Origin of the sequence: Paenibacillus sp. JMULE4 (genome assembly GCF_013337105.1) — a bacterium.
Lineage (GTDB): Bacteria > Bacillota > Bacilli > Paenibacillales > NBRC-103111 > Paenibacillus_G > Paenibacillus_G naphthalenovorans.
Genome location: NZ_SGWF01000014.1, coordinates 69,659 through 91,055, shown reverse-complemented (window position 1 = coordinate 91,055; position 21,397 = coordinate 69,659). Strand labels below are relative to the sequence as shown.

Sequence of the window (21,397 nt, the reverse complement as noted above, 5' to 3'; positions counted from 1 at the left end):
TCTAAAATACGGCAGTTGTTTTTTGGTGAGATTCCTTGTATACTATCTCATGGCATCTATTGCAAAAGAAAGTTTGACAGACAATCGCTGGTGGCTTGATGCCACGAGAGGAAAGTCCGGGCTCCGCAGGGCAGAATGCTGGATAACGTCCAGTCAGCGCGAGCTGAAGGCTAGTGCCACAGAAATGGACCGCCGATGGCAGCGGGGCGACCCGCAAGCACAGGCAAGGGTGGAACCGTGGTGTAAGAGACCACGAGGAGCTATGGTGACATCGCTCCTGGTAAACCCCATTTGGAGCAAGACCTAGAGGAACGCATGTCCCGTCAGGGACAGTCTTTGCCCGAGACGCGTTCGGGTTGGTCGCTTGAGCCAGGCAGCAATGTCTGGCCTAGATAGATGATTGTCGCTTCAACGGTGGCAGGGTGGCTCCCGTTACGACCACTGGAAGTACAGAACCCGGCTTATGGCAAACTTTCTTTCAGCCATTATGCAATAGAAGGCTTTCTGGATATGTGCAAAGAACCGCTTCAAGAGGCGGTTCTTTGTTTTTTTTCGTTTATTGATAGAACAGCCGCCTCAACCATTCCGGCCAACCGATCAAGCCCGTTTCGTTCGGGGCATTCACCGCTTCCTGGCCGGCGGTTGTCGGCTTAGCGGCCTGCAGCGCGGCCACGACGTCGATCAGGCCATGGCCGAAATATTTGTCTTTGCCGGAGGTCCCGAGGTCCGTTGCCGTGTCCCTTATCAGCTGCATAACCTCGGTGTTCTTCAGATTGGGGTTAACGGAACGAATCAATGCAGCCAGGGCGGTAACATGCGGGCTGGCCATGGAAGTGCCGGAGAGCGCCGCATATTGGCTTTGCGGATAAGTGCTTGCAATGCTGACGCCTGGTGCGGCCGCATCGATATAATCCCCATAATTGGAGAACGATGCTTTCGACTTCCGGGCATCCACTGCGGCAACCGCGAACACTTCCGGGTATGCGGCAGGGTAGCCGGGCTGCTCCGTATTGTCGTTTCCGCTCGCGGCGATCAGAACGACGTCGCGGTCGAATGCATATTTGATGGCATCGTGGAGAAACTGGGAATCGGCATAATTGCCCAGGCTCATGTTAATGACCTTCGCACCGTGATCGGTCGCCCATATGATGCCCTGGGCAACGGCATAGGTGCTTCCTGCCCCGGATTTATCCAGCACCTTGATCGGCATAATCCGGTTATACCAGCTCATTCCGGCGACCCCCAGGTTGTTGTTGACCAGCGCTCCGACGACTCCGGCTACATGGGTCCCGTGGCCGACATCATCCATGGGCTGGGATTCCGGATTGACTACGTTATAGCCGCTGACCAGCTGCTTGCTGAGATCCGGGTGATTAATATCGACACCGGTATCTACAACGGCTACAACAACGTCCTGAGAGCCTCTGGTAATGTTCCAGCCGGCTTCGGTCTCAATTTGCGGCAAATTCCATTGATAGCGCTGGTAAAGCGAATCGTTTGGCGTGAACACCGTCGCCTCTGTTTCCGGATTATTGATTTCCGTTTGGTTGGTTAAATAAAGAAAATGCGGCTCGGCATATTCGATGTTCCATTGCTTGAAATATTCCATCATTTGTTTGGCTTCCATATTTCCTGATTCAAACACGTAAGTAGAGCCCAGCTTGCGGAATGGACTGCCGCCGATATCTTTGCGGATTCGGGTAAGCTCGCTTTCCGCCGGTTCCTTCTTGAATTTTACAACGACCTGATTGACATGGTAGTGGCTAGTGCCTTCGTTGTCTTCAGGATGATCGACCCGGACGTCCTGGAGTGAATTGGCATCCACTGATTTGATCTTGTAGCGCCCTTCGCCCGGATAAGCCACGATCCGCAGGTTTTTGAGCTGGTGATCGGCCACTTGCTGTAAAATCTGTTGGCGAACCGCACCCACAAGACCGGCTGAGCCGTCTTCGGAAGGAACGCCGATGACAAAATAGGTGCTTCCGTCGGCATGGATCGCTTTTGACTGATAAGCTTGACCTGAATCGACTTGCCGCTTGGCTTTTTTAAGGAAGGGCTCGATCGTCGGACGAACCGTGCCCGGCAAACCGCCGGCTGCCGCACTTTGCTCTAACGGCTGCTGTGTTTTGGTCCAAGCGAGCAGTTCCATGTGAGGATGCTCGGCTTGTACTTTTTTTAAGGTTTCCATCGCTTGACCGCTTTCCTTGGTTCTCAGTTCCTGCACAGTACGGTGAAGCACCATGCTGCATTCACTGCGGCAGAGTTCGTCAGTTCTGGCAAGGTCCTGATTTAGCGTCATTTGTTTCATTTGCAGCTCGGCTGCGGGGGTTACCGTTTCAGGTGCGGGCGCCTGTTCTCCCCGGGGGAAGAGCAGCGCCACGCCGGCAATCACAAGCAGAACGGACATCACGTATTTCCACATAGTTGCTGCCTCCTAAATGTTTGCCGTTAGCTTTCCCTTGATCGCCGGTTTGCCATTACAGCAATGTTATCCAAACGGGACGAATCTCTGAAATGGGCGAAGTTATATTTTTAGACTTTTTTCATGTTACTTTTATGCGGGATTTATGGTAGGATGGGATCAAGGTCATTTTAAGTACCCAATGTTGTTTTTTAAGTTGAGGAGGTCTATTTAAGCTATGGCAGTGTTTAACGTTAAAAATCTTTGTGAAACAACAAGAGCGAAGCTGAGCGAAGCAATTGCAAAAATGGAAACATTTTTGAATGAACGCTCTCTGCAGCAGCTAAATACAGACAAAGATGAAGCAATGGAAGAATTTTACAAAGGGTATTTATCTGATATTAGACATCTGCTTGTTTTTTCCGAAGTGTCTTACGAGAAGCTTGGCGTGGCTCTCCGCCGTCCCAATTTCAACGTGGAGTATGCCGAAAAGGTTTTGTATGAAGTGTATCATAGCTGCGTAAACAATTTCTTTTATCCCAAAAATGAATGCTACTCCGAGGACGGCAGATATGCTTATACCGGACAGGATGCCATCCGTTTCCGCAAAAAGCCGACCCGCGAAGTAAGGGATTTGACGATTGAGCTTTCGAAAATTTTCGAAACGCTCCGCGATGAACTGGCTTACTACGAAACTGACTATATCACGCAAAAGCGGATGCAGGGCGAGAAAGTATAATAAAGTCCGCTTGGAATATAATGATAAAGAAGAGATGCTTTCCCAAAGGCATCTCTTTTTGTTTAAGGAGGACTGAATGGTGTCTCGGATCATTCCATTGAAGCAGCTTGCCGAAGAGAGTATCCGGTTGATTCGGTTGAACCAGCACCCGAGCGGAGGGTACGCCGCCTGCCCGTTGTTCGCCCATTACAATTACAGCTGGCTTCGTGACGGAACATTCATCGCCTATGCGATGGATTGTGCAGGGGAGCATGCAAGCGCGGGGCAATTTTACGAATGGGTCAGCCGCATCGTCGAACGAAAGCAGGGACATATTCAGTATTTGCTGGAAAAGCACAACCGCGGCGAGCCGATCGGACTTAACGAATTTTTACATACAAGATATCATTTGGATGGCAGGGATGACGTCACGTCCGAATGGGGGCATTTTCAGCTGGATGGTTACGGAACCTGGTTATGGGGGCTGACGGAGCATTTGAAGGCTAATGGCCATAAGCGGCTTCCGGACCGTTTCCGCTCCAGTGTCGATGTGACGGCGGCTTATTTAAAAGCCTTTTGGAGGCTTCCGAATTTCGACTGTTGGGAGGAGAATGCGGACCACATTCATCCTTCAACGCTGGCCTGTATTTATGGTGGGCTAAAAGGCGTCGCTGAACTGGAGGGCAAGCGCGACCTTGAGGATGTTTGCGGTCAGATTGAGACATTTTTACTCGACCATGCGGTGCATCCGGAGCAAGGCCATTTTGTAAAATTCGTTACCCCAACTCCTGAATCCTCCGCAACCACGATTGGAAATGACGGAGTGGATGCCAGCTTAATGTGGCTCTGCCGGCCCTTTGGTTTGTTTGAGCCGGAACATCCGGTGATGAAGCATACGCTGGCGAAAATCGAAGCGGATCTGCGAACAGATCAGAGCGGGATTCGGCGGTATAAGGCCGATGAGTATTACGGCGGAGGTGAATGGCTGCTGCTTACGGCATGGTACGGATGGGTAAAATTGTCCATGGGCGATCGCCGTGAAGCGGAACGGGCGCTTCACTGGATTGCCTCCAAGGCGGATGAGCAGGGCAGGCTTCCTGAGCAGGTGCCGGATACGCTGGAGGACAGGCATAAATATGACGAGTGGGTTGCGCGGTGGGGACCTCCGGCCGTGCCGCTGTTATGGTCGCATGCGATGTTTCTGATATTGTATCTTAACACCACAACCATTGGATAAGCCAGTGATCGCTGGTTGCTGCAGCAGGAATATCTCCGATCAAAAGAGGCAAGCTAAGTCATAATCGAGGCGGATGAACCGTGGCAATGGATAAGGGTAAGGAATTGCCGCGAATTCCGAGAACCGCCGGGATGCAGACAAACGTATCGCCATACCCGTTGCCATGCCTTCGAGCCGAAAAAATCGAAATGAACTTTTTATATGAAGGGAGCGATCATGCGTGAAACACAAGCCCGGAGGTAAACGTTCAGGATCAGCCTTCCGTCAGGACATACCGCTTCAGCGATTAAAGCAGCAGCAGCTAAACAGAGAGTCCGGTATGAAGGGGAATGAAGAATTTGCTGCCGATGCCTCGCCTCTTCATCTTCTGCAGTTTCGTCGGGAACGGACCAGGACAGCTGCCGCATCCAGAGTGGAACAGCCTGATCCGGCGGCGTCCGCTTCATATCGCTGGTTGGGCTACACTGCACTGATTTTGGCGGTGCTGTCACTTATGGTGCTCCCGGTACTGCTGGGCTCGACGGCGGCGCTGATTGGCTTTTTCGCATTCATGCTCGGGCAAAGAACTTTGGGGGCATGGTCGGTTGCGATCGGATTGATTGCTTTGGCTGGTTATTTCGTTTTGGTGCCTTTGTTAACTTAAGCCGTTGAAATTTCGACAACATGACTGAAAATATGACTGGATGACAAGCTTAAAAAGGTGTACAATAGCCTTATTGAGATGGTGAGATTGTAAAATCAAGGAGTTTAAGCCCATATGAGTTTGAATCCCGGATCGATTGATCCCAGAACGTTAAAAGAATTGCTGCGGCTTCACATGCTGAGCAAATCCAATCTGCTGTCCCCTGCAAGCGGTTCTTCTGCCGCAGAGGAAAGCGACGATTTCTCCGAGCTGTTGAACGGACTTCTTGCGATGAAAGAACAGCAGGATATACCGCCTGCGGCTTCGTTGAAGCCGGCGTTGATGTCGATGCCGGGCTTTATATCCGGGAACCCGTGGCTTCAACATCGCCTTTCTGCCAGCAGGCCAACCGAATTTGAACCGTATATTCAGGAAGCAAGCCGGCGTTACGGTGTGGAATCGAGCCTGATCAAGGCCGTCATCGATGCGGAATCGTCTTTTAACCCTGATGCGGTATCCCGGGCGGGAGCCAAAGGATTAATGCAGCTGATGGATGCAACGGGGCAAAGTCTGGGTGTAACGAATCCGTTCGATCCGGTACAAAATATAGAAGGCGGCACACGTTATTTATCCACCCTTCTAGTAAAATACAACGGGAATGCCGGTACTGCGCTAGCGGCTTATAACGCAGGTCCGGGGCGGGTGAACCGGCTTGACATCAAGGATGATGATGACCTGGCGGCCAAGCTTCATTTGCTGCCGGCCGAAACGCAGCAATACGTACGCAAAGTGATGGATTTAAAGCAGAAATATGAGGCTATAGTGTGACGGCTATAAGACCAATTTCAGTTTTTCTTTCGCATCGTTATGCCGAAAGGGGAGCGGAAATTGGTCTTTTCTTAGAACTGAAGGAGGAGCTTTTTTTGCTTTACATGGATTACGCGGCGACAACGCCGATGTACGAAGAAGTAATTGACACGATGACGGAAGTGATGAGATCGTTCTATGGCAATCCGTCCTCGCTGCATGCGATGGGAACCGATGCAGAGGAGCTTGTGGCCCGGGCCCGCCAAACCATTGCCGCTAAGCTGCAGTGCGATCCCGGTGAAATTCTTTTCACATCGGGGGGGACGGAGAGCAACAATTTGGCCATTCGCGGCGCGGCAGGAAGATACCGGCACAGGGGAAATCATTTGATTACTACCATGGTTGAGCATCCATCGGTTTATGAAACCTTTCGGAAGCTGGAGAAGGATGGGTATCGCGTCACCTACCTGCCGGTAGACGATACAGGGCAAATTCGCATGGAAGAGCTGGAACAAGCACTCACGGATGATACGATTCTTGTGAGTGTAATGCATGTCAATAATGAAATGGGACGGATTCAGCCCATTGAACAAATCGGCCGGATGCTTCAACATCGTCCCAAAACACTGTTTCACGTCGATGCGGTGCAATCCGTCGGCAAGCTTCCGGTTATTCCCAAGCAGCTCGGAGCCGATTTGCTGACATGTTCGGCACACAAGCTCCGCGGACCGAAAGGGATCGGCTTTTTGTACTGCCGTCGGGGAGTGGAACTGGAGCCGCTGCTGCTTGGAGGCGGCCAGGAGAAGGGGTTGCGCTCGGGAACGGAGAATGTCCCTGCGATCGTAGGCATGGCCAAAGCCGTACGTATGGCCGTGGAGGAGCAGCAAGCTTTCGCAAAACATACGGCCGGCTTGCGGGAAATGCTCGTTCAAGGCATTGATCGTTTGCCGGAGCTTGTGCTGAGCGGTTCCCGGAACCCGGAGGATATGGCTCCGCACATCGTTCATTTTTCGTTTCCCGGCATGAAGTCGGAAGTACTCGTGCATGCTTTAGAACAAAGAGGCATTTGTGTCTCGGCCCGTTCGGCATGCTCTTCCGCAGCGGAGAAGCCGAGCCGGGTGCTGACGGCTATGGGAGCAAGCGATGCCGCGGCGGTAAGCGGTATACGGCTCAGCTACTCGCTTCAGCAAACACAGGAGGACGTGCGTCGTTTTTGCTCCACGCTTCAGGAAGTGGTTGCCGAACTGAAGCCGGCCGTGTCTTCACAGAAAGGACGGAGAAAATAATTGATGAAACCACAGCAAGCGATTCTCCGGCTTGGGGAACTGACGTTAAAGGGGCGCAACCGGCACCGGTTTGAAAATACAATATTCGAACAAGTGAAACGAACGCTTCGTTCCTTCGAGGCGGTCTCTTACCGGAAGGAATTCGGGAGAATCATCCTTCAGTTGAACGGTACGGACTATGAGGAATTGGTGCCTTATTTACGCAAAGTATTAGGCCTTACTTCATTCAGCCCGGTTTATTCCTCTCCCCTTGAATTGGAACGCATACAAGAAACGGCTTTGGATGTAATACAGTCATTAAAACCGCTGCCCCGAACATATAAAGTAAGTGTAAGGAGAGTAAACAAGAGCTTCCCTCATGATTCACAAGAAATGAACCGTTTGGTAGGGGGCTGCGTTCTACGAGCGTTCCCCGACTTAAAAGTGGACGTGCACCGGCCGGAGGCGGAGCTGAGAGTAGAGCTCCGCGAACGGGAGGCGCTGCTTTATTGCCGTGTAGACGAGGGCGCCGGAGGCTTTCCTGTCGGGTCCAACGGAAAGGCCATGCTGATGCTGTCCGGGGGGATCGACAGCCCGGTCGCCGGCTATCTTGCTTTAAGACAAGGACTTCAAGTGGAAGCGGTACATTTTCACAGCTATCCTTACACCAATGAAAAGTCTCAGCAAAAAGTGATCGAATTGGCAAGGAAGCTGGCTGCATTTGCCGGACCCGTCAAGCTCCATATGGTTTCGTTCACATCGGTGCAGACGAAAATCCATGCGGTCTACAATCAAAATTTGCTGATTACTTTACTGCGGCGCGCCATGCTGCGGATTACAGAGAAGCTGGCGGAGGAAAGAGGAGCCGGAGCGATTGTAACGGGGGAAAGCCTCGGGCAGGTCGCCAGTCAAACGCTGTTCAGTATGAATACCATCGGACGGGCGGTAAGCCTGCCGCTGATCCGGCCCTTGGTATGCATGGAGAAGCGGGAGATCATTCGGGTGGCTGAAGGAATCGGTACGTTCCCGATCTCCATTCTCCCGCATGAGGATTGCTGTACGCTGTTTTTGCCTCCAAGCCCCAGCACGAACCCGAATCTCAGGGTGGTAGAAAGCATTGAAAGCAAGATGACCTGGCTTGAGGACGAGTTGGAAGAAGCCGTTCGAAATACCCGATCCCTGTTGGTAGATGAAGAGGACGTTGTAAATCCAAGAGACAAGTTTGCTTCGTTTTTTTGAAAAAACGGGAGGCATAGTGTCATGATGGAATGGATATTGCTGTTTTTGCAAATTATGCTGATTAACATCGTGCTCAGCGGGGATAACGCGATAGTCATTGCGCTGGCCAGCCAGAAGCTTCCGCTGGAAGAACGCAAAAAAGCCATATGGTGGGGGACTTTCGGAGCGATAGGGATACGGATCATTCTGACCCTTGCGGCGGTGTACGTTCTTCAGATTCCATACATCCAAACCGCAGGCTCGCTGCTGCTGCTGTGGATTGCCGTCAAGCTGATGATGGATGAGGAGGAACACTCTAACGTAAAAGAGGCTTCTACGCTCGGCAAAGCGATCTGGACGATCATTTTAGCCGATTTCGTTATGAGTCTTGATAACGTCCTGGCCATCGCAGCCAAGGCGAAAGGCGAAATCGGCATTGTTATTCTGGGAATCGCCATGAGTGTTCCCGTGATTATCTGGGGCAGTGCGCTTGTGGTCAAGCTGCTGAAAAGCTATCCCGTGCTCGTTTTTGCCGGAGCCGGAATTCTTGGTTATACGGCAGGCGAAATGTTTATGGCGGACCATAAGGTATCCGACTGGCTGTTAGGCAGTATCCCCCATTATGTTCTCCCTGTCATTACAACGCTGATCGTCATTGGATCCGGACTTTTGAAAAGGTTCGTTATATCTCCGAGATCATCTTAATCGGCGAGATTGACATTTAGCTAAGCCGTTTCAAGCGTCCATCCAGGTAGGGAAATTTGTTCTTGACAACAAAATGCTTGAATGTTAAGTTGTTAATAACTGTAAAGCACAGCATTCACATGATATGATATTGAAATGATGCTCTGGATTTCATTTGAATACAGCCAATCGGTTAACCGAAGGCTCTAATTAGCTCGTACGCGGACGGGATAATTAGAGTTTTTTTGTTTACTTTTTCAGTATTCCCATGAAAATACGGCCTAAGGGAGTGTACGGGTCTACATTAAAGGAGCCTTACCGCATCGAAGGCAAGAAAACGATGGGATTGGAAATCGCAGAGCAGCTCGGCTGGAAGGTGCCTGACGTCATCCTTTATCCGACGGGCGGAGGCGTCGGACTCATCGGCATCTTCAAAGCTTTTCGGGAGCTTGCGCAAATCGGCTGGATCGAGGAACGATTGCCCAGGCTGGTCGCCGTACAGGCAGCGGGCTGCGCGCCGATTGTCAAGGCATGGAATGAAAGAAAGCGTGAATCCGAATTTTGGCCCGATTCCGCAACGGCTGCTTTTGGAATCAATGTCCCCAAGGCGCTCGGAGACTTTTTGGTGCTGGAAGCGATTTATGAAAGCGATGGATGCGCGATAGCGGTGGAAGATGCGGACTTGTTAGAAGAGCAGGGCAGAATTGCGCGCTATGAAGGCGCATTCGTCTGTCCCGAAGGAGCGGCCGCCTTTGCAGCGGCAAGAAGATTAAGGGAGAACGGTTGGATCAGGGAAGAGGATACCGTTATAGCCTTAAATACGGGCAGTGGCATTAAATATCCGGAAACCGTGCGGATCGATGTTCCCATCCTGCAGCCGGGAGAGCGCATAAACCTCGAATAAGAAGGAAAGTGGTCAAGCATGAGCATCAGAGCTGATGTCGTCATTATCGGCGGGGGAATCGTCGGCGCAAGCATAGCGTTTCACCTTGTTCTGGAAGGCTTCAGGCGTATCGTTATCGTCGAACGAACTCATCTCGGCGCCGGCTCCACGGGCAGATCCAGCGGCGTGTTAAGACAGTTTTATACGAACAAGGTGCTGGTCGATATGGCCCGGATCGGCCTGGATTATTACTCCCGGTTCGAGGAGATCACCGGTTCGCCCAGCGATTATACGAAGACGGGCTTTCTATTGGCAGGCAATGAGGCAAACGCGGAAACATTGGGACTGGGATTCCAGCTCCAGCAGGAGCTTGGCATCCGCAGCAGAATGCTGGCAAAAGAGGAAATCATGGAATACCTTCCTTCTTTGCTGAGGACGGACATTACCTTGGGGCTCTATGAGGAGGATGCGGGTTATGCCGATGCCCATGCTTCTTGTCTCGGCTTTATCCGTTATGCAAAGGAGCATGGAGCCGCGATCATGCAGGGAGCGAGGGTTCTGGCTATTGCAAGGGATGCGGATGGAGTCAGCGGGGTCCGTACCGACCGTGATACGATCGAAACCAGAACCATTATCAACTGCGGAGGGCCATGGGCGGCTGCCATCGGCCATTTGGCCGGAATGCATCTGCCCATTGAAACCAGCCGGCATTATAAAGTGGGGATTGCTTTGCCTTCGCCAATGGACAAGCCTTTCCCCATTTTCTCCGACCCTGTCCGTTCCGTTTATATTCGTCCCGATGGAAAGCGCCTTGCGATTCTGGGGTCGAACCATCCGGACGATGTGCGGGAGAAGGTGGACCCGGAGCTGTTCCGCGACGGCGATGACGGCGGCAAAGCGGCGGAACTGTGGTCGAGATGCTCCGACTCCTTATCCCTATTGCAGAACGGCGAGGTTGTGGGCAGCTGGTCGGGGATATATGCCGTAACCCCCGACGGTTTTCCGATTCTGGATAAAAGCGATCAGGTGAAAGGCTTTTACTCGGCATGCGGATTAAGCGGTCACGGATTTAAATTGGCTCCTGCCATAGGCCAGATTGTAACCTCCCTGGTAGCCCATTCCGTCCCCGATCCGCGAGCACGCATGTTCCGGCTCAGCCGGTTCGAGGAGAACGATCTTATCGACTCAGTGACGACAAGCGCGTTGAGCCGCTTAAAGCATGATCAGCCTCATGCTTCGGAGGTGGAGCAATGATAGGTTCTGATTTGTTTCAGGGGGACAAGGTTGGAGACACGCGCGCGCGGTTCATTGATGAGGAGAACGGCGGCCTCGAGCGCGGACTTCGGGAATCCGGCCTGATCCCACGCCTGCGGCATGCGGGCCGGGGGAGCGCCGACCGCTCGGACATCATTGTCACAGGCGGAAGAGGGATAGGTTCGTCGGGGAACTTTCGGCATGTGCTTGAGCTGGCGGAAGCGCTTGGCGGAATGGCGGGAGCCACTCGGGCGGCCGTGGAAGCAGGCTGGATCGAGTACGAGTACAAAATCGGACAGACAGGCAGAAAAGTATTTCCCAAGGTATATGTCGCTTGCGGTGTTTCCGGTGCGGTTCAACACCTAGCCGGAGTACAGGCGGAACTGCTTGTTGCGGTCAACAGCGATCCGGATGCCCCCATTTTTCAGCTTGCGGATTACGGTATATTGGGGGATGTGGAAAAAATCATACCCTTGATCATCCATCTGCTGAATCAACAGGCATAAAAGTAGTTGACAGATCAAAAAGAGGAATAGTATGCTACTAAAGCAACTATATACATAGGAATATTGGGTTATGTTGACCGGAAAGCCGGAGACATTGTGATCCGTTAGATCGAGTTTCATCTAACGGATCATGCTGTCTCTTTTTTCTTTTCCGGCAGCGAAAAACAAGAATCCGGAAATGCGGGCTGGCAGCAATAATAGATCGGATAATCAGGAGGCTGGAAGTATGGTTAAATCAAAAAGCATGTATGCGGTATGGCTGTCGGTCATTCTCTTGTTTGTACTTGCGGCGGGCTGCGCCAAAACCGATGGCCCACAAACAGCTTCAGCGCCCGGCAATGATCAGGACGCTTTGAAAGAGGCGAAGGGCGATGGTCCTCTGCAGCGCATAAAGAACAAAGGGAAGCTTGTTGTAGGGGTAAAAACGGACTATAATCCGTTCGGTTATATTGATGAAAAAGGCAATAATGTGGGATTCGAGATCGAAATGGCCAAAGCGCTGGCTCAAGATTTGTTGGGGGATGCCAACAAGATCGAATTTGTTTCCGTTACCGGCACGAACCGAATTTCTTATCTGCAAAGCGGCAAAATCGATTTGATCCTTGCCACGATGAGCATTACCGAAGAACGGGCCAAGGAAGTGGATTTCTCCGAGCCGTATTTTAAAAGCGGCGTGCAGCTCCTTGTTAAAGCGGACAGTACCATTCAGGATGTCGCCGACCTGAAAGGAAAAAAAGTGATCGTTGTTCCGGGAAGCACCGGGGATCTCGGCATTGCCAAGCAAGTGCCGGATGCGGAATTGGTCAAGCTGCAAAAAACGTCGGAATCGGTGCAGGCGCTCAAGGATGGAAGAGCGGACGCTTTTGCGCAGGATAATACGCTCCTGTATCCGCTTGCCGGCAGCAACCCGGAATTCAAGGTGGTCGGCAAGCCGTTCGCCGAGCTGCCATGGGCAATCGCGGTCAGGAAGGGCGAGAGCGAACTGGTGGATTGGATCAATGCCAATTTGAAAAAGTGGGAGGATCAAGACTACTTCTACGAACTAAGCGAGCAGTGGATCGCTCCCAAGATGCCCAAGGAGTTTAACCCGAGCGACTTCCTGAGAAGGCCGAAAAAATAAAAGCATCGGATACCGCTCTTAAGCGTATGCTGCAATGATGTCATGGGGGATCAGGTAAAATGGACTTTAAATTCGTCTGGGAACATCTCCCGAGCCTGTTTCGTGGGCTGCAAACCACGGTGTCTGTCTCTTTGATTCTGCTCGTTTTTGTCAATATTGTCGGGGTGCTGGGGGCGCTGGCCCGTACATCGCGCATCAAGCTGCTTCGTTGGGTGACCGCCGCTTATGTGGAAATAGCAAGGAACGTTCCGGAGCTCGTCCAAATTTATTTTGTTTTTTTTGTGCTTCCGTCGCTTGGTTACAAGTTCAGCGCTTATACGTGCGGAATCATTGCCATGACGTTTTTCGGCGGAGGCTATTTCATCGAAGTGTATCGTTCCGGGCTTGAGGCGGTGCCCAAAACGCAGTTCGAGGCCGCGACCTCGCTTGCTTTAACCAGATTCCAGCGCATGAGGCATGTCATTTTTCCACAGGCGCTCAGGATATGCCTGCCCGCGCTGAACGGTTATTTTTATACCTGGTAAGGTCGACCTCTTTGCTGGCCGCCATAGGAATTTCGGAGGCGACCTTTGTAGCCCAAGACATAATCGCCATTTATTTTCACCCTTTTGAAATGTTTACCGCGGTAGCGGTCCTTTATTTGCTGATTGTATGGTCACTGTCTTTTGCGCTGAGACGGCTTGAGAATAAATTGAAGTATGAGTTATAAACGGGAGGCACCGTGAATTGGATTGGCATGTGATTATCGATAATTGGCCGTTGCTTTCCAAAGGAGTATGGGTCACCGTTGAAATATTCGTTTATACATTGGTGCTGGGGACGGCGCTTGGCATACCTTTGGGCGTGCTGCGCAATTCGAAGATAGCGGCGGTACGGCTTCCGGTTTTCGGTATAATTGAAGTATTTCGCGGACTGCCTGTCCCGATCACTTTATTTTTCGTTTTTTTCGCTGCGCCTTATGTTCTTCATATCGATATCCCAAGTAAAATTGCCGCCGTATCCGGCTTGACGCTGTGGTGCATGTCTGAGATTGCGGAGGTGGTCAGAGGCGCGCTGCAATCGATTCCGAAAGGACAGACGGAGGCGGGAAAGGCGCATGCGTTAACCTACCTCCAGATTCTTGTCTGGATCTTGCTGCCGCAAGCATTCCGCAGAATGCTGCCGCCTCTGATCGGCATATACAACCGGCTTGCCAAGTCCACTACTTTGGCCGCATTGATCGGCGTCAGGGACTTAATCACCGCAGGACAAATTGTGATCGAGCGTACGATGGCTTCCCTGGAAATTTATCTGTTTATCATCGCTGTATTTTTCATCCTTTGTTACCCGTTTTCTATCGCCTCTTTCTATCTGGAAAAAAAATTGAGCAGGTGACCGCTTCGACATGATTAAACTTGAAAATATACATAAGACATTCGATAACAATCAGGTTCTTAACGGTATCGATTTGACGATCGCCAAAGGAGAAGTTATTGTGCTGATTGGTCCGAGCGGCTGCGGGAAAAGCACGCTGCTGCGCTGCATCAACGGGCTTGAGAGCGTAAGCGAAGGGAAAATATGGATCGATGGCATCGACATCACCGGGAAGCGTGTCAACTGGCAGCGGATTCGGCAAAAGGTAGGGATGGTTTTTCAAAGTTACAACTTGTACCCTCACTTAACGGTGCTTGATAATTTAATCCTTTCACCGGTCAGGGTGCAGAAAAAAACGAAAAAAGAAGCGGTTGAAATCGCCCTTTCGCTGCTGGAGCGCGTCGGGTTGTCCGATAAGCGGAACGCTTACCCGGCTCAGCTCAGCGGGGGCCAGCAGCAGCGGATAGCCATTGCAAGGTCGTTAGCCATGCGTCCCGATGTGATGTTGTTCGACGAAGTGACCTCCGCACTTGACCCGGAGTTGGTCAAGGAGGTGCTGGACGTTATGCTTGATCTTGCGCGGGAAGGAATGACGATGGTCATCGTCACACATGAGATGGGCTTTGCCAAAGCGGTCGCGGATCGGGTCGTTTTTCTCAGCGGCGGAGCCGTTATCGAAGAAGGACCGCCCGAGCTTTTCTTTGAAGCTCCGAAGGACGAACGGGTTAAGCAGTTTCTGAACAGGGTGCTGCATTAGCCGGTGATTCAACGGTTTTGGCATACGGTTCATATGCAAGTTTCTTGCGTTCTTATGTATTTTCCCGTATAATGAAGTGTGAATTGTAGCGTCGGCGCTTACGTCCGACGCTTCTTTTTTGAACGGGCTTCCGAGCGGGGCTTATCATGCCCGCAGAAACAAGCTACATCTGAAGAGAGGGTTATGTGACTTATGCATTCAAGAGAAAAGATAAGAAATATTGCCATCATTGCTCACGTCGATCATGGCAAAACGACGCTCGTAGATAAATTGCTTCAACAATCCGGAACGTTTCGTGAGAACGAAGCCATTCAGGAACGGGCTATGGACTCCAATGATTTGGAGCGTGAGCGGGGCATCACCATATTGGCCAAAAATACGGCTATTCATTACAAGGATTATCTGATTAATATCGTCGATACACCGGGCCACGCCGATTTCGGCGGTGAGGTGGAGCGGATTATGAAAATGGTTGACGGCGTTCTGCTTGTCGTCGACGCCTTCGAAGGCACGATGCCGCAAACGAAATTCGTTTTGCGCAAAGCGCTCGAGCAGCATTTGACCCCGATTGTCGTCGTGAACAAGATCGACCGTCCGAATGCCCGCCCTGCCGAAGTGGTGGACGAGGTGCTCGATTTGTTTATCGAGCTTGGAGCCGATGACGACCAGCTGGACTTCCCGGTCGTCTATGCTTCGGCGTTGATGGGAACCTCCAGTTTGGAGCCCGACCGTCAGGACGGGAACATGCAGGCGCTGTATGATACCATTGTGAACCATATCCCATATCCGAAGGAAGATGTGGAGCAGCCGCTGCAGTTCCTCGTCACGCTGATGGATTATAATGAATATTTGGGACGCATTGCCATCGGTCGGGTTAACCGCGGCAAGGTCCGTCAAGGCCAATCGGTTGCTGTCATTAACCGTGAAGGACAAACCAAGCAAGCGCGCGTTGAGAAGCTGTTCGGCTTCCAGGGCTTGAAGCGTTTGGAGATCGAAGAAGCCGGTGCGGGCGATATCATTGCCATTGCCGGCATCAAAGATATCAACATCGGGGAAACATTGGCCGATCCGGCCCATCCGGAGGCTTTGCCGGTGCTCAAAATTGATGAGCCTACGCTGCAAATGACGTTCCTGGTGAACAACAGTCCGTTCGCCGGACGGGAAGGCAAATGGGTGACGTCCAGAAAGCTGCGCGAGCGCCTGTTCAAAGAATTGGAGACGGATGTCAGTCTTCGCGTGGAAGAGACGGACAGCCCTGACGCTTTCATCGTATCCGGACGCGGCGAGCTGCACCTGGGGATTTTGATCGAAAATATGCGACGCGAAGGATTTGAGCTTCAAGTATCGAAACCGGAGGTTATTATTAAAGAAATCGACGGACAAAAGATGGAGCCGATTGAGCGCCTGATCATTGATATTCCGGAAGAGAGCATGGGCCCGGTGATGGAAAGTCTGGGCACGCGTAAAGCCGAGATGGTCAATATGATCAACAACGGGTCGGGGAATGTACGGCTTGAGTTTCTGATTCCCGCACGCGGTCTGATCGGCTACCGGACTTATTTCTTGACGCTAACCCGCGGGTACGGCATTATGAACCACGCCTTCGACAGCTATGGTCCCTATGCAGGCAGCGGCGTAGGCGGACGTCATGAAGGCGTGCTGATTTCCAGTGAAACCGGCGTCTCCACGTTCTACGGCATGATGTCGGTTGAAGACCGGGGTACACTGTTCCTGGAACCGGGAACGGAGGTTTACGAAGGAATGATCGTTGGCGAACATAACCGCGATAACGACATCATCGTTAACATTTGTAAAGAGAAGCAGCTGACCAACGTTCGCTCCGCTACGAAGGAAGACACCGTCAAAATGAAGACGCCACGCATTTACTCGCTGGAGCAGGCGCTCGAATATTTGAACGACGACGAATACTGTGAAATTACACCGAAATCGATCCGCTTGCGGAAGAAGATTTTGAATAAGAATGAGCGTGAACGGGCTGAGAAACACCGCAAAATGGCGGAAGCCCGCGTGTAATGATCATATGCTTCATGACGAGAGCTCTGAGGGATCAGAGCTTTCTTTTCCATCATGATAGAATAATCGCTCCCGAAGAGAGGTGTATTTTATGACGGATTGGTTTCGTGCTCATCCTTATATCACTTGGGTTCTGATTTTCGTTCTTATCACTTATGTTTACAATAAAGTGTTTCGGGTACGGAAGCTGCCGATCTTAAAAGACGCGATCATCTATTTGATGCTCGCATTAGGCTCCGGCATGCTGCTGTTCTTTCAGTTGGCGGGTCTGCCGATCGTACCGAGCCTATCTGTTGCCGTAGCCTTGATGTTCATGGTGAAGATCCGTTATTTCATTCAGGAGCGGAGCCAGAAAAAGGAATAGAGCCGCCTTGCACAAGGTGTTCGGATGGGAGTGGATCCTATGGCTAAATTTTGGCTGATGCCGGTCCAGTGGGACGGGAGTTACGCTGTGCTGGGTGAAGAAAGGCTGCTGCTGGAGCCGGAACAAGCCCGTATCCGTTTTGTCGAAGCGCTTCGCCCGGTTCATCCCAGGCTGCTGTTAAGCTTTAAGGCGGAGCTGCTGCTCGCCGATGAAGCTCTTGAAGCATGCGGAACAGACGCGCTTCCGTTTGATTTGGGACAAGGACAACCGATCTGTCTTGCAGCCGGTGAACAGAAGGGACAGGAGCCGGAACAGGGGGAAGATTATCCTTTGTCCCATTGTGCCGAAGCGTATTTCAATCGTGTGATGACACCGCAGGAGGCTTTATCCTTGCTGTCGCAAACGGACGCCGGCAAGGAAGCGGAGCCGTGGTTGGAGACAATGCGGCAATGGCTGGAGCAGGGCCGCTTCGTCATTTTGCTGAGAGAGGACTGAAAGCGTTTTGAAATTACAGGATGCGCTGTTCAATTGGCTGCAAATCAGTATCGTCGCTGAAGCTCGTCCGGAAGATCGTGCAGCCGCGGAGACGAAAGCGTTTTTTGAAGTGATCTTGCGGGAAGACCATCACCTGACTCAATTCGGGTATACCGCGGACGATCACGTATACCGGGTTCAATATGAAACAGCGGAGGAACAACGTACACAGCAATTTGACCGTGAGTCCGCAGAGCAGCTGCTGGAGGATATTCGTTCAAACCCGAAATACAATGAATGACATAATCCGTTAAACAGGTAGATAAAATAAAATATTAACAATGGAAAGGAGTGGCCATGACAACTGTTTGTAGCTGTCAGTATTCACGTATGATATAATGAACTCAGCAGCAGGAATAACTGTAGGAGGGGAATCCATGGCCGAAACGATCACAGCTCTTTCGGAACAGCTCTTCGACGCATTGCAGAAGGAATCGTTTGCTTTGTTAAGCACGATTGATCATGAAACCGGTGCGCCGGCCATGAATGCTATTTCCTGGCTTTATGCCAAGGATGAGAAGACCATTCGTTTTGCCGTGGACCAGCGTTCGCGTATCGGAACCAACCTGAAGAAACAACCGCTAGTGAATCTGACCTTCATCGGTGCCGGCTCGGTACATGCTGTTTATGGTACTGCACGTCTTGTTGCTGAAGCATTAGACGGGGTTCCGTTTAAGCTGGCCTGTTATGACATCGACATTTCTGCGATACGGGATGCCATGTTCTACGGAGCTCGCATTTCCGTTGCGCCTGAATATGAAAAGACGTACGATAAGCGTGCCGCCGAGAAGCTGGACACGCAGGTGTTCGACGCCATGAAAAAAGCCTAGAATCGTTATGCGTTCTAGGCTTTTTTTCTACACAGATCAACGGTTCGGGTTCGTTTGTGGCGGAACCACATCCCGCGGCACTTGGGGAACGATTCTTCCGATAATGGCCGCCATTTCTTCCGCAAATCCGTTGATCGGTCTGCCGTTCATGACATGATCCCTTACGCGGCGCAAACGTTCGGCCAGATCCATATCGGCCGTCACAAGCGCGTCCACCCCATAAGGATCATGCTTTAACGCTTCTGCGACAGACAGCTTGACCGTACCGACTTTGGCTCGATCCATACCTTGCGGTACGTTGATTCCCACGACGGCCGTATTGCCGAATACGACGCAATTGGCGCTCTCCACATTCGGTACACTGCCGGCGATTTGCTCCAGCCTTTGGGCAACGCCCGCGGGATCTGTAATCTCTTTCTTTTGAGGAGCCGTTTGATTAACCTGCACCTGATGGTTTGGATCAACGTTTTGAGGAGGGGCTGCTCCATTTTTTGGTGATTGGGTACAACCTGTTAGCACAGCGGACAACAGCATAATAAGCGCAACAAATTTCCTCACTTGTTTTCGTTCCTTTCTGTTCATGATCTGCTTAGGTTTAGTTTGTCCTGACTGGCTAGTTCCTATGTATTTAGCTTTTACCGAACACCAAACCTGGGAGGGACTCAAGGTGAAAAAAATTTATGTGCTGGATACCAACGTTTTGCTGCATGATCCAAATGCCGTATATGCTTTTGAGGATAATGAGGTGATTATTCCGGCGGTAGTGCTGGAGGAGATCGATTCCAAAAAGCGAAACGCAGACGAACTGGGGCGAAATGCACGCCAGATCTCCCGGATGCTGGACGGCTTGCGGAGCAGCGGAAGACTATTTGAAGGCATTGACCTTGAGAGCGGCGGAAGCTTGAAGGTGGAACTCAATCACAGAAGCTTTGCGAGGCTGCAGGAAGTATTTGCGGATGCGACCAGCGATAACCGAATTCTGGCCGTTGCGCTGAATTATCATTTGGAGGAAAATGAGAAGCCCGAACCGAAGCCGGTTATTCTGGTCAGCAAAGACGTGCTGGTCCGGATTAAAGCCGACGTCCTGGGCATTACGGCGCAGGATTATTTGTCGGACCGGATTGTGAATGTGGCTGATGATATTTATACCGGATATCTTACCGTTCGTGTGCATCCATCCGTTATCGATGAATTTTATACGTACCGCCAGCTGAGCGTCAGCTCTTTAAACTTGACTTACCGGCTGCATCCTCACGAGTTCGTCATTCTAAAAGATGAAATGGGGACCAGCAAATCGGCTCTGCTGAAGGTGAATGCGGATGGCAAGAAGCTCGAGCCGCTCTTTTTGAGCAACGACCCGATCTGGGGCATTGCGGCAAGAAACGCCCAGCAGCGGATGGCTCTGGAACTGCTGCTCAATGATGAGGTTCCTTTGGTTACTTTGACAGGCAAGGCCGGCACGGGAAAGACGCTTTTGACGCTTGCAGCGGGCTTGATGAAGGTGGAAGACGAAAGGAAGTACAAGAAGCTTCTGATCGCCCGTCCCGTCGTTCCTATGGGCAAGGACATCGGTTTTTTGCCGGGTGAGAAGGAAGAGAAGCTGCGCCCCTGGATGCAGCCGATTTACGATAATCTGGAATATTTGTTCGATACGAAAAAGCCGGGAGATATCGATAAAATATTGGCCGGGCTCGGAAGTATTCAAGTTGAAGCCTTGACTTACATCCGCGGGCGGTCGATACCGGGCCAATTCATCATTATCGATGAGGCGCAGAATTTATCCAAGCATGAGGTCAAAACCATCGTCTCCCGCGTTGGGGAAGGCAGCAAAATCGTTCTTCTCGGGGACCCCGAACAAATCGATCATCCTTATCTCGATGCCTCCAGCAACGGACTTACGTATGTCGTGGAACGTTTTAAAGATCAGAGCATCAGCGGGCATATTATGCTGGAGCGGGGCGAACGCTCCCATCTGGCGCAGCTTGCAGCGGATTTGCTGTAAAGAAAAGCGGGGGAAAGCTTCGCATCCGGTTCAACCCTATAGGCAGCGCAAAGGGCAGTTCCCATACCCATCGGCCGCAGCGATATTCTTATCGTCCTGCGGCCGATGTTGTTATGATACGAGATTCATGTGGAGCCTAAACCTTCCTTTTCCCAAAACAAAGCTGCCTATCAGGTTATGACCGGTTTCCTTCAGCAAAGGGGCTTCGCTCAGAAGTTTTTCTTACGGACCGCAGATCCATTCGACGCTGCAGCCGTAGGCACGGGCAATGCCTTCGGCCAGTTCGGCGTGCTGCTTCTCCAGGGTGTAAACCGCGGCGCCGTCATCATCCGAGCTCCAATACGCCAGCAGGTGTTCTTCAAGCTGCGCAGCCGCTTGTTCCGGCTCATAAGCGCGGCTGGACGGCTCTTCCGGCTTATTCAGCTTACATACGACGGCCATATCGGCGTAGAGATAAGCGTTCTCCAGCCGAGTGATAAAACCGTAATCCTCAAAAGAAGGGCTCATTCTCACCGTTGAAGGCAGCAGCAGCAAATCGAACTCCTCGCAGGGTACGGAATACTGGTTCATAATCGGTTTGGCCTGCTCGCGCTCCTGCGGGGTGGAGAAGATCAGAAGCTCCTTATCCCGGTCGAATAGGCTTGCTTTACCGGCCAGCGCTTTTACAATTTGTGCGTAGTAACCCGCCCGCTTGTCCTCAGGCAGGTCCATAGCCAAACCGAATTTCATTTGTAATCCTGTCATACCTGCCGTTCCTCTCTTTCCGTTTGTTTCTTATTTCACCATTATGAACAAAAAAAGCCGGCCA

The 21,397-nt window shown here is 51.5% G+C and carries 22 protein-coding genes, 1 other RNA gene and 1 pseudogene; 21 read left to right on the top strand and 3 right to left on the bottom strand.

Annotation, left to right across the window (positions count from 1 at the left end; genetic code table 11):
• Positions 1–68: 68 nt before the first annotated feature.
• Positions 69–479: RNase P RNA component class A (gene rnpB, locus EXW96_RS13325), an RNA gene on the top strand.
• Positions 480–556: 77 nt separating this feature from the next.
• On the opposite strand, the gene EXW96_RS13320 is transcribed toward rnpB, so the two are convergent.
• A complete protein-coding gene (locus EXW96_RS13320) occupies positions 557–2,422 on the bottom strand; it encodes a S8 family peptidase (protein ID WP_174350733.1) in 1,866 nt (621 codons plus the stop codon).
• Between the two features lie 217 nt (positions 2,423–2,639).
• On the opposite strand from EXW96_RS13320, the gene EXW96_RS13315 reads away from it, so the two are divergent.
• The 19 genes and pseudogenes from EXW96_RS13315 (at position 2,640) to EXW96_RS13225 (ending at position 18,587) form a co-directional block, all read left to right on the top strand.
• A complete protein-coding gene (locus EXW96_RS13315) occupies positions 2,640–3,140 on the top strand; it encodes a YpuI family protein (protein ID WP_074726973.1) in 501 nt (166 codons plus the stop codon).
• Positions 3,141–3,216: 76 nt separating this feature from the next.
• Positions 3,217–4,356, top strand: coding sequence for a glycoside hydrolase family 15 protein (locus EXW96_RS13310; RefSeq protein ID WP_174350732.1), 1,140 nt, complete (start codon positions 3,217–3,219; stop codon positions 4,354–4,356).
• Between the two features lie 220 nt (positions 4,357–4,576).
• The gene (locus EXW96_RS13305; protein ID WP_174350731.1) at positions 4,577–4,999 is read left to right on the top strand and encodes a hypothetical protein; all 423 of its coding nucleotides are present in this window, start codon (positions 4,577–4,579) and stop codon (positions 4,997–4,999) included.
• Positions 5,000–5,113: 114 nt separating this feature from the next.
• Positions 5,114–5,806, top strand: a complete 693-nt coding sequence (locus EXW96_RS13300) for a lytic transglycosylase domain-containing protein (protein ID WP_074726970.1) — start codon at positions 5,114–5,116, stop codon at positions 5,804–5,806.
• 95 nt (positions 5,807–5,901) lie between these two features.
• Positions 5,902–7,071, top strand: a complete 1,170-nt coding sequence (locus EXW96_RS13295; RefSeq protein ID WP_174350730.1) for a cysteine desulfurase family protein — start codon at positions 5,902–5,904, stop codon at positions 7,069–7,071.
• Between the two features lie 3 nt (positions 7,072–7,074).
• A complete protein-coding gene (gene thiI, locus EXW96_RS13290) occupies positions 7,075–8,289 on the top strand; it encodes a tRNA uracil 4-sulfurtransferase ThiI (protein WP_174350729.1) in 1,215 nt (404 codons plus the stop codon).
• A gap of 21 nt (positions 8,290–8,310) precedes the next feature.
• Positions 8,311–8,973 carry a TerC family protein gene (locus EXW96_RS13285; RefSeq protein ID WP_174350728.1) on the top strand — a complete coding sequence of 221 codons (663 nt, stop codon included), beginning with the start codon at positions 8,311–8,313 and terminating at the stop codon, positions 8,971–8,973.
• Between the two features lie 253 nt (positions 8,974–9,226).
• A pseudogene (locus EXW96_RS13280) lies at positions 9,227–9,856 on the top strand (threonine synthase); the annotation flags it as partial.
• Positions 9,857–9,874: 18 nt separating this feature from the next.
• Positions 9,875–11,089, top strand: a complete 1,215-nt coding sequence (locus EXW96_RS13275) for an NAD(P)/FAD-dependent oxidoreductase (RefSeq protein WP_174350726.1) — start codon at positions 9,875–9,877, stop codon at positions 11,087–11,089.
• Positions 11,086–11,595, top strand: a complete 510-nt coding sequence (locus tag EXW96_RS13270; protein WP_062407603.1) for an electron transfer flavoprotein subunit alpha/FixB family protein — start codon at positions 11,086–11,088, stop codon at positions 11,593–11,595. The genes EXW96_RS13275 and EXW96_RS13270 overlap by 4 nt, the downstream gene beginning before the upstream one ends.
• Positions 11,596–11,821: 226 nt before the next feature.
• Entirely contained in the window at positions 11,822–12,715 is an 894-nt protein-coding gene (locus EXW96_RS13265; RefSeq protein ID WP_062407605.1) for a transporter substrate-binding domain-containing protein, read from the top strand.
• A gap of 59 nt (positions 12,716–12,774) precedes the next feature.
• Positions 12,775–13,239: an amino acid ABC transporter permease gene (locus tag EXW96_RS13260; RefSeq protein WP_174350725.1), complete on the top strand. Its 465-nt coding sequence runs from the start codon at positions 12,775–12,777 to the stop codon at positions 13,237–13,239.
• A gap of 202 nt (positions 13,240–13,441) precedes the next feature.
• Positions 13,442–14,089 carry an amino acid ABC transporter permease gene (locus EXW96_RS13255; RefSeq protein WP_074726966.1) on the top strand — a complete coding sequence of 216 codons (648 nt, stop codon included), beginning with the start codon at positions 13,442–13,444 and terminating at the stop codon, positions 14,087–14,089.
• A gap of 10 nt (positions 14,090–14,099) precedes the next feature.
• Complete coding sequence (locus EXW96_RS13250) at positions 14,100–14,825, top strand: amino acid ABC transporter ATP-binding protein (RefSeq protein WP_174350724.1); 726 nt, start codon at positions 14,100–14,102, stop codon at positions 14,823–14,825.
• 192 nt (positions 14,826–15,017) lie between these two features.
• Positions 15,018–16,859, top strand: coding sequence for a translational GTPase TypA (gene typA / locus EXW96_RS13245; protein ID WP_062407613.1), 1,842 nt, complete (start codon positions 15,018–15,020; stop codon positions 16,857–16,859).
• A gap of 91 nt (positions 16,860–16,950) precedes the next feature.
• Positions 16,951–17,223 (top strand): YlaH-like family protein, encoded by a 273-nt coding sequence (locus tag EXW96_RS13240; protein ID WP_054819407.1) that lies wholly within the window; start codon positions 16,951–16,953, stop codon positions 17,221–17,223.
• Between the two features lie 39 nt (positions 17,224–17,262).
• Positions 17,263–17,718: a hypothetical protein gene (locus tag EXW96_RS13235; RefSeq protein WP_174350723.1), complete on the top strand. Its 456-nt coding sequence runs from the start codon at positions 17,263–17,265 to the stop codon at positions 17,716–17,718.
• 7 nt (positions 17,719–17,725) lie between these two features.
• Positions 17,726–17,998 carry a hypothetical protein gene (locus EXW96_RS13230; RefSeq protein WP_074726964.1) on the top strand — a complete coding sequence of 91 codons (273 nt, stop codon included), beginning with the start codon at positions 17,726–17,728 and terminating at the stop codon, positions 17,996–17,998.
• Positions 17,999–18,134: 136 nt separating this feature from the next.
• Positions 18,135–18,587: a pyridoxamine 5'-phosphate oxidase family protein gene (locus tag EXW96_RS13225; RefSeq protein WP_174350722.1), complete on the top strand. Its 453-nt coding sequence runs from the start codon at positions 18,135–18,137 to the stop codon at positions 18,585–18,587.
• A 36-nt stretch (positions 18,588–18,623) separates the two neighbouring features.
• On the opposite strand, the gene EXW96_RS13220 is transcribed toward EXW96_RS13225, so the two are convergent.
• Positions 18,624–19,145, bottom strand: coding sequence for a YhcN/YlaJ family sporulation lipoprotein (locus EXW96_RS13220; protein WP_062407620.1), 522 nt, complete (start codon positions 19,143–19,145; stop codon positions 18,624–18,626).
• Positions 19,146–19,254: 109 nt separating this feature from the next.
• On the opposite strand from EXW96_RS13220, the gene EXW96_RS13215 reads away from it, so the two are divergent.
• Entirely contained in the window at positions 19,255–20,589 is a 1,335-nt protein-coding gene (locus EXW96_RS13215) for a PhoH family protein (protein ID WP_054819409.1), read from the top strand.
• Positions 20,590–20,811: 222 nt separating this feature from the next.
• Here EXW96_RS13215 and EXW96_RS13210 read toward each other — a convergent pair whose 3' ends face one another.
• Positions 20,812–21,333, bottom strand: a complete 522-nt coding sequence (locus EXW96_RS13210; protein ID WP_082660682.1) for a hypothetical protein — start codon at positions 21,331–21,333, stop codon at positions 20,812–20,814.
• Between the last annotated feature and the right edge of the window lie 64 nt (positions 21,334–21,397).

Bases quoted from the DNA above. Each gene is read 5' to 3' on its own strand.
- EXW96_RS13310 (WP_174350732.1), top strand. From the start codon at position 3,217: ATGGTGTCTCGGATCATTCCATTGAAGCAGCTTGCCGAAGAGAGTATC.
- EXW96_RS13260 (WP_174350725.1), top strand. From the start codon at position 12,775: ATGGACTTTAAATTCGTCTGGGAACATCTCCCGAGCCTGTTTCGTGGG.
- EXW96_RS13225 (WP_174350722.1), top strand. From the start codon at position 18,135: ATGGCCGAAACGATCACAGCTCTTTCGGAACAGCTCTTCGACGCATTG.
- thiI (WP_174350729.1), top strand. From the start codon at position 7,075: ATGAAACCACAGCAAGCGATTCTCCGGCTTGGGGAACTGACGTTAAAG.
- EXW96_RS13240 (WP_054819407.1), top strand. From the start codon at position 16,951: ATGACGGATTGGTTTCGTGCTCATCCTTATATCACTTGGGTTCTGATT.
- EXW96_RS13235 (WP_174350723.1), top strand. From the start codon at position 17,263: ATGGCTAAATTTTGGCTGATGCCGGTCCAGTGGGACGGGAGTTACGCT.
- EXW96_RS13265 (WP_062407605.1), top strand. From the start codon at position 11,822: ATGGTTAAATCAAAAAGCATGTATGCGGTATGGCTGTCGGTCATTCTC.
- EXW96_RS13320 (WP_174350733.1), bottom strand. From the start codon at position 2,422: ATGTGGAAATACGTGATGTCCGTTCTGCTTGTGATTGCCGGCGTGGCG.
- EXW96_RS13210 (WP_082660682.1), bottom strand. From the start codon at position 21,333: ATGACAGGATTACAAATGAAATTCGGTTTGGCTATGGACCTGCCTGAG.
- EXW96_RS13275 (WP_174350726.1), top strand. From the start codon at position 9,875: ATGAGCATCAGAGCTGATGTCGTCATTATCGGCGGGGGAATCGTCGGC.
- EXW96_RS13315 (WP_074726973.1), top strand. From the start codon at position 2,640: ATGGCAGTGTTTAACGTTAAAAATCTTTGTGAAACAACAAGAGCGAAG.
- EXW96_RS13300 (WP_074726970.1), top strand. From the start codon at position 5,114: ATGAGTTTGAATCCCGGATCGATTGATCCCAGAACGTTAAAAGAATTG.
- EXW96_RS13270 (WP_062407603.1), top strand. From the start codon at position 11,086: ATGATAGGTTCTGATTTGTTTCAGGGGGACAAGGTTGGAGACACGCGC.
- EXW96_RS13250 (WP_174350724.1), top strand. From the start codon at position 14,100: ATGATTAAACTTGAAAATATACATAAGACATTCGATAACAATCAGGTT.
- EXW96_RS13285 (WP_174350728.1), top strand. From the start codon at position 8,311: ATGATGGAATGGATATTGCTGTTTTTGCAAATTATGCTGATTAACATC.
- typA (WP_062407613.1), top strand. From the start codon at position 15,018: ATGCATTCAAGAGAAAAGATAAGAAATATTGCCATCATTGCTCACGTC.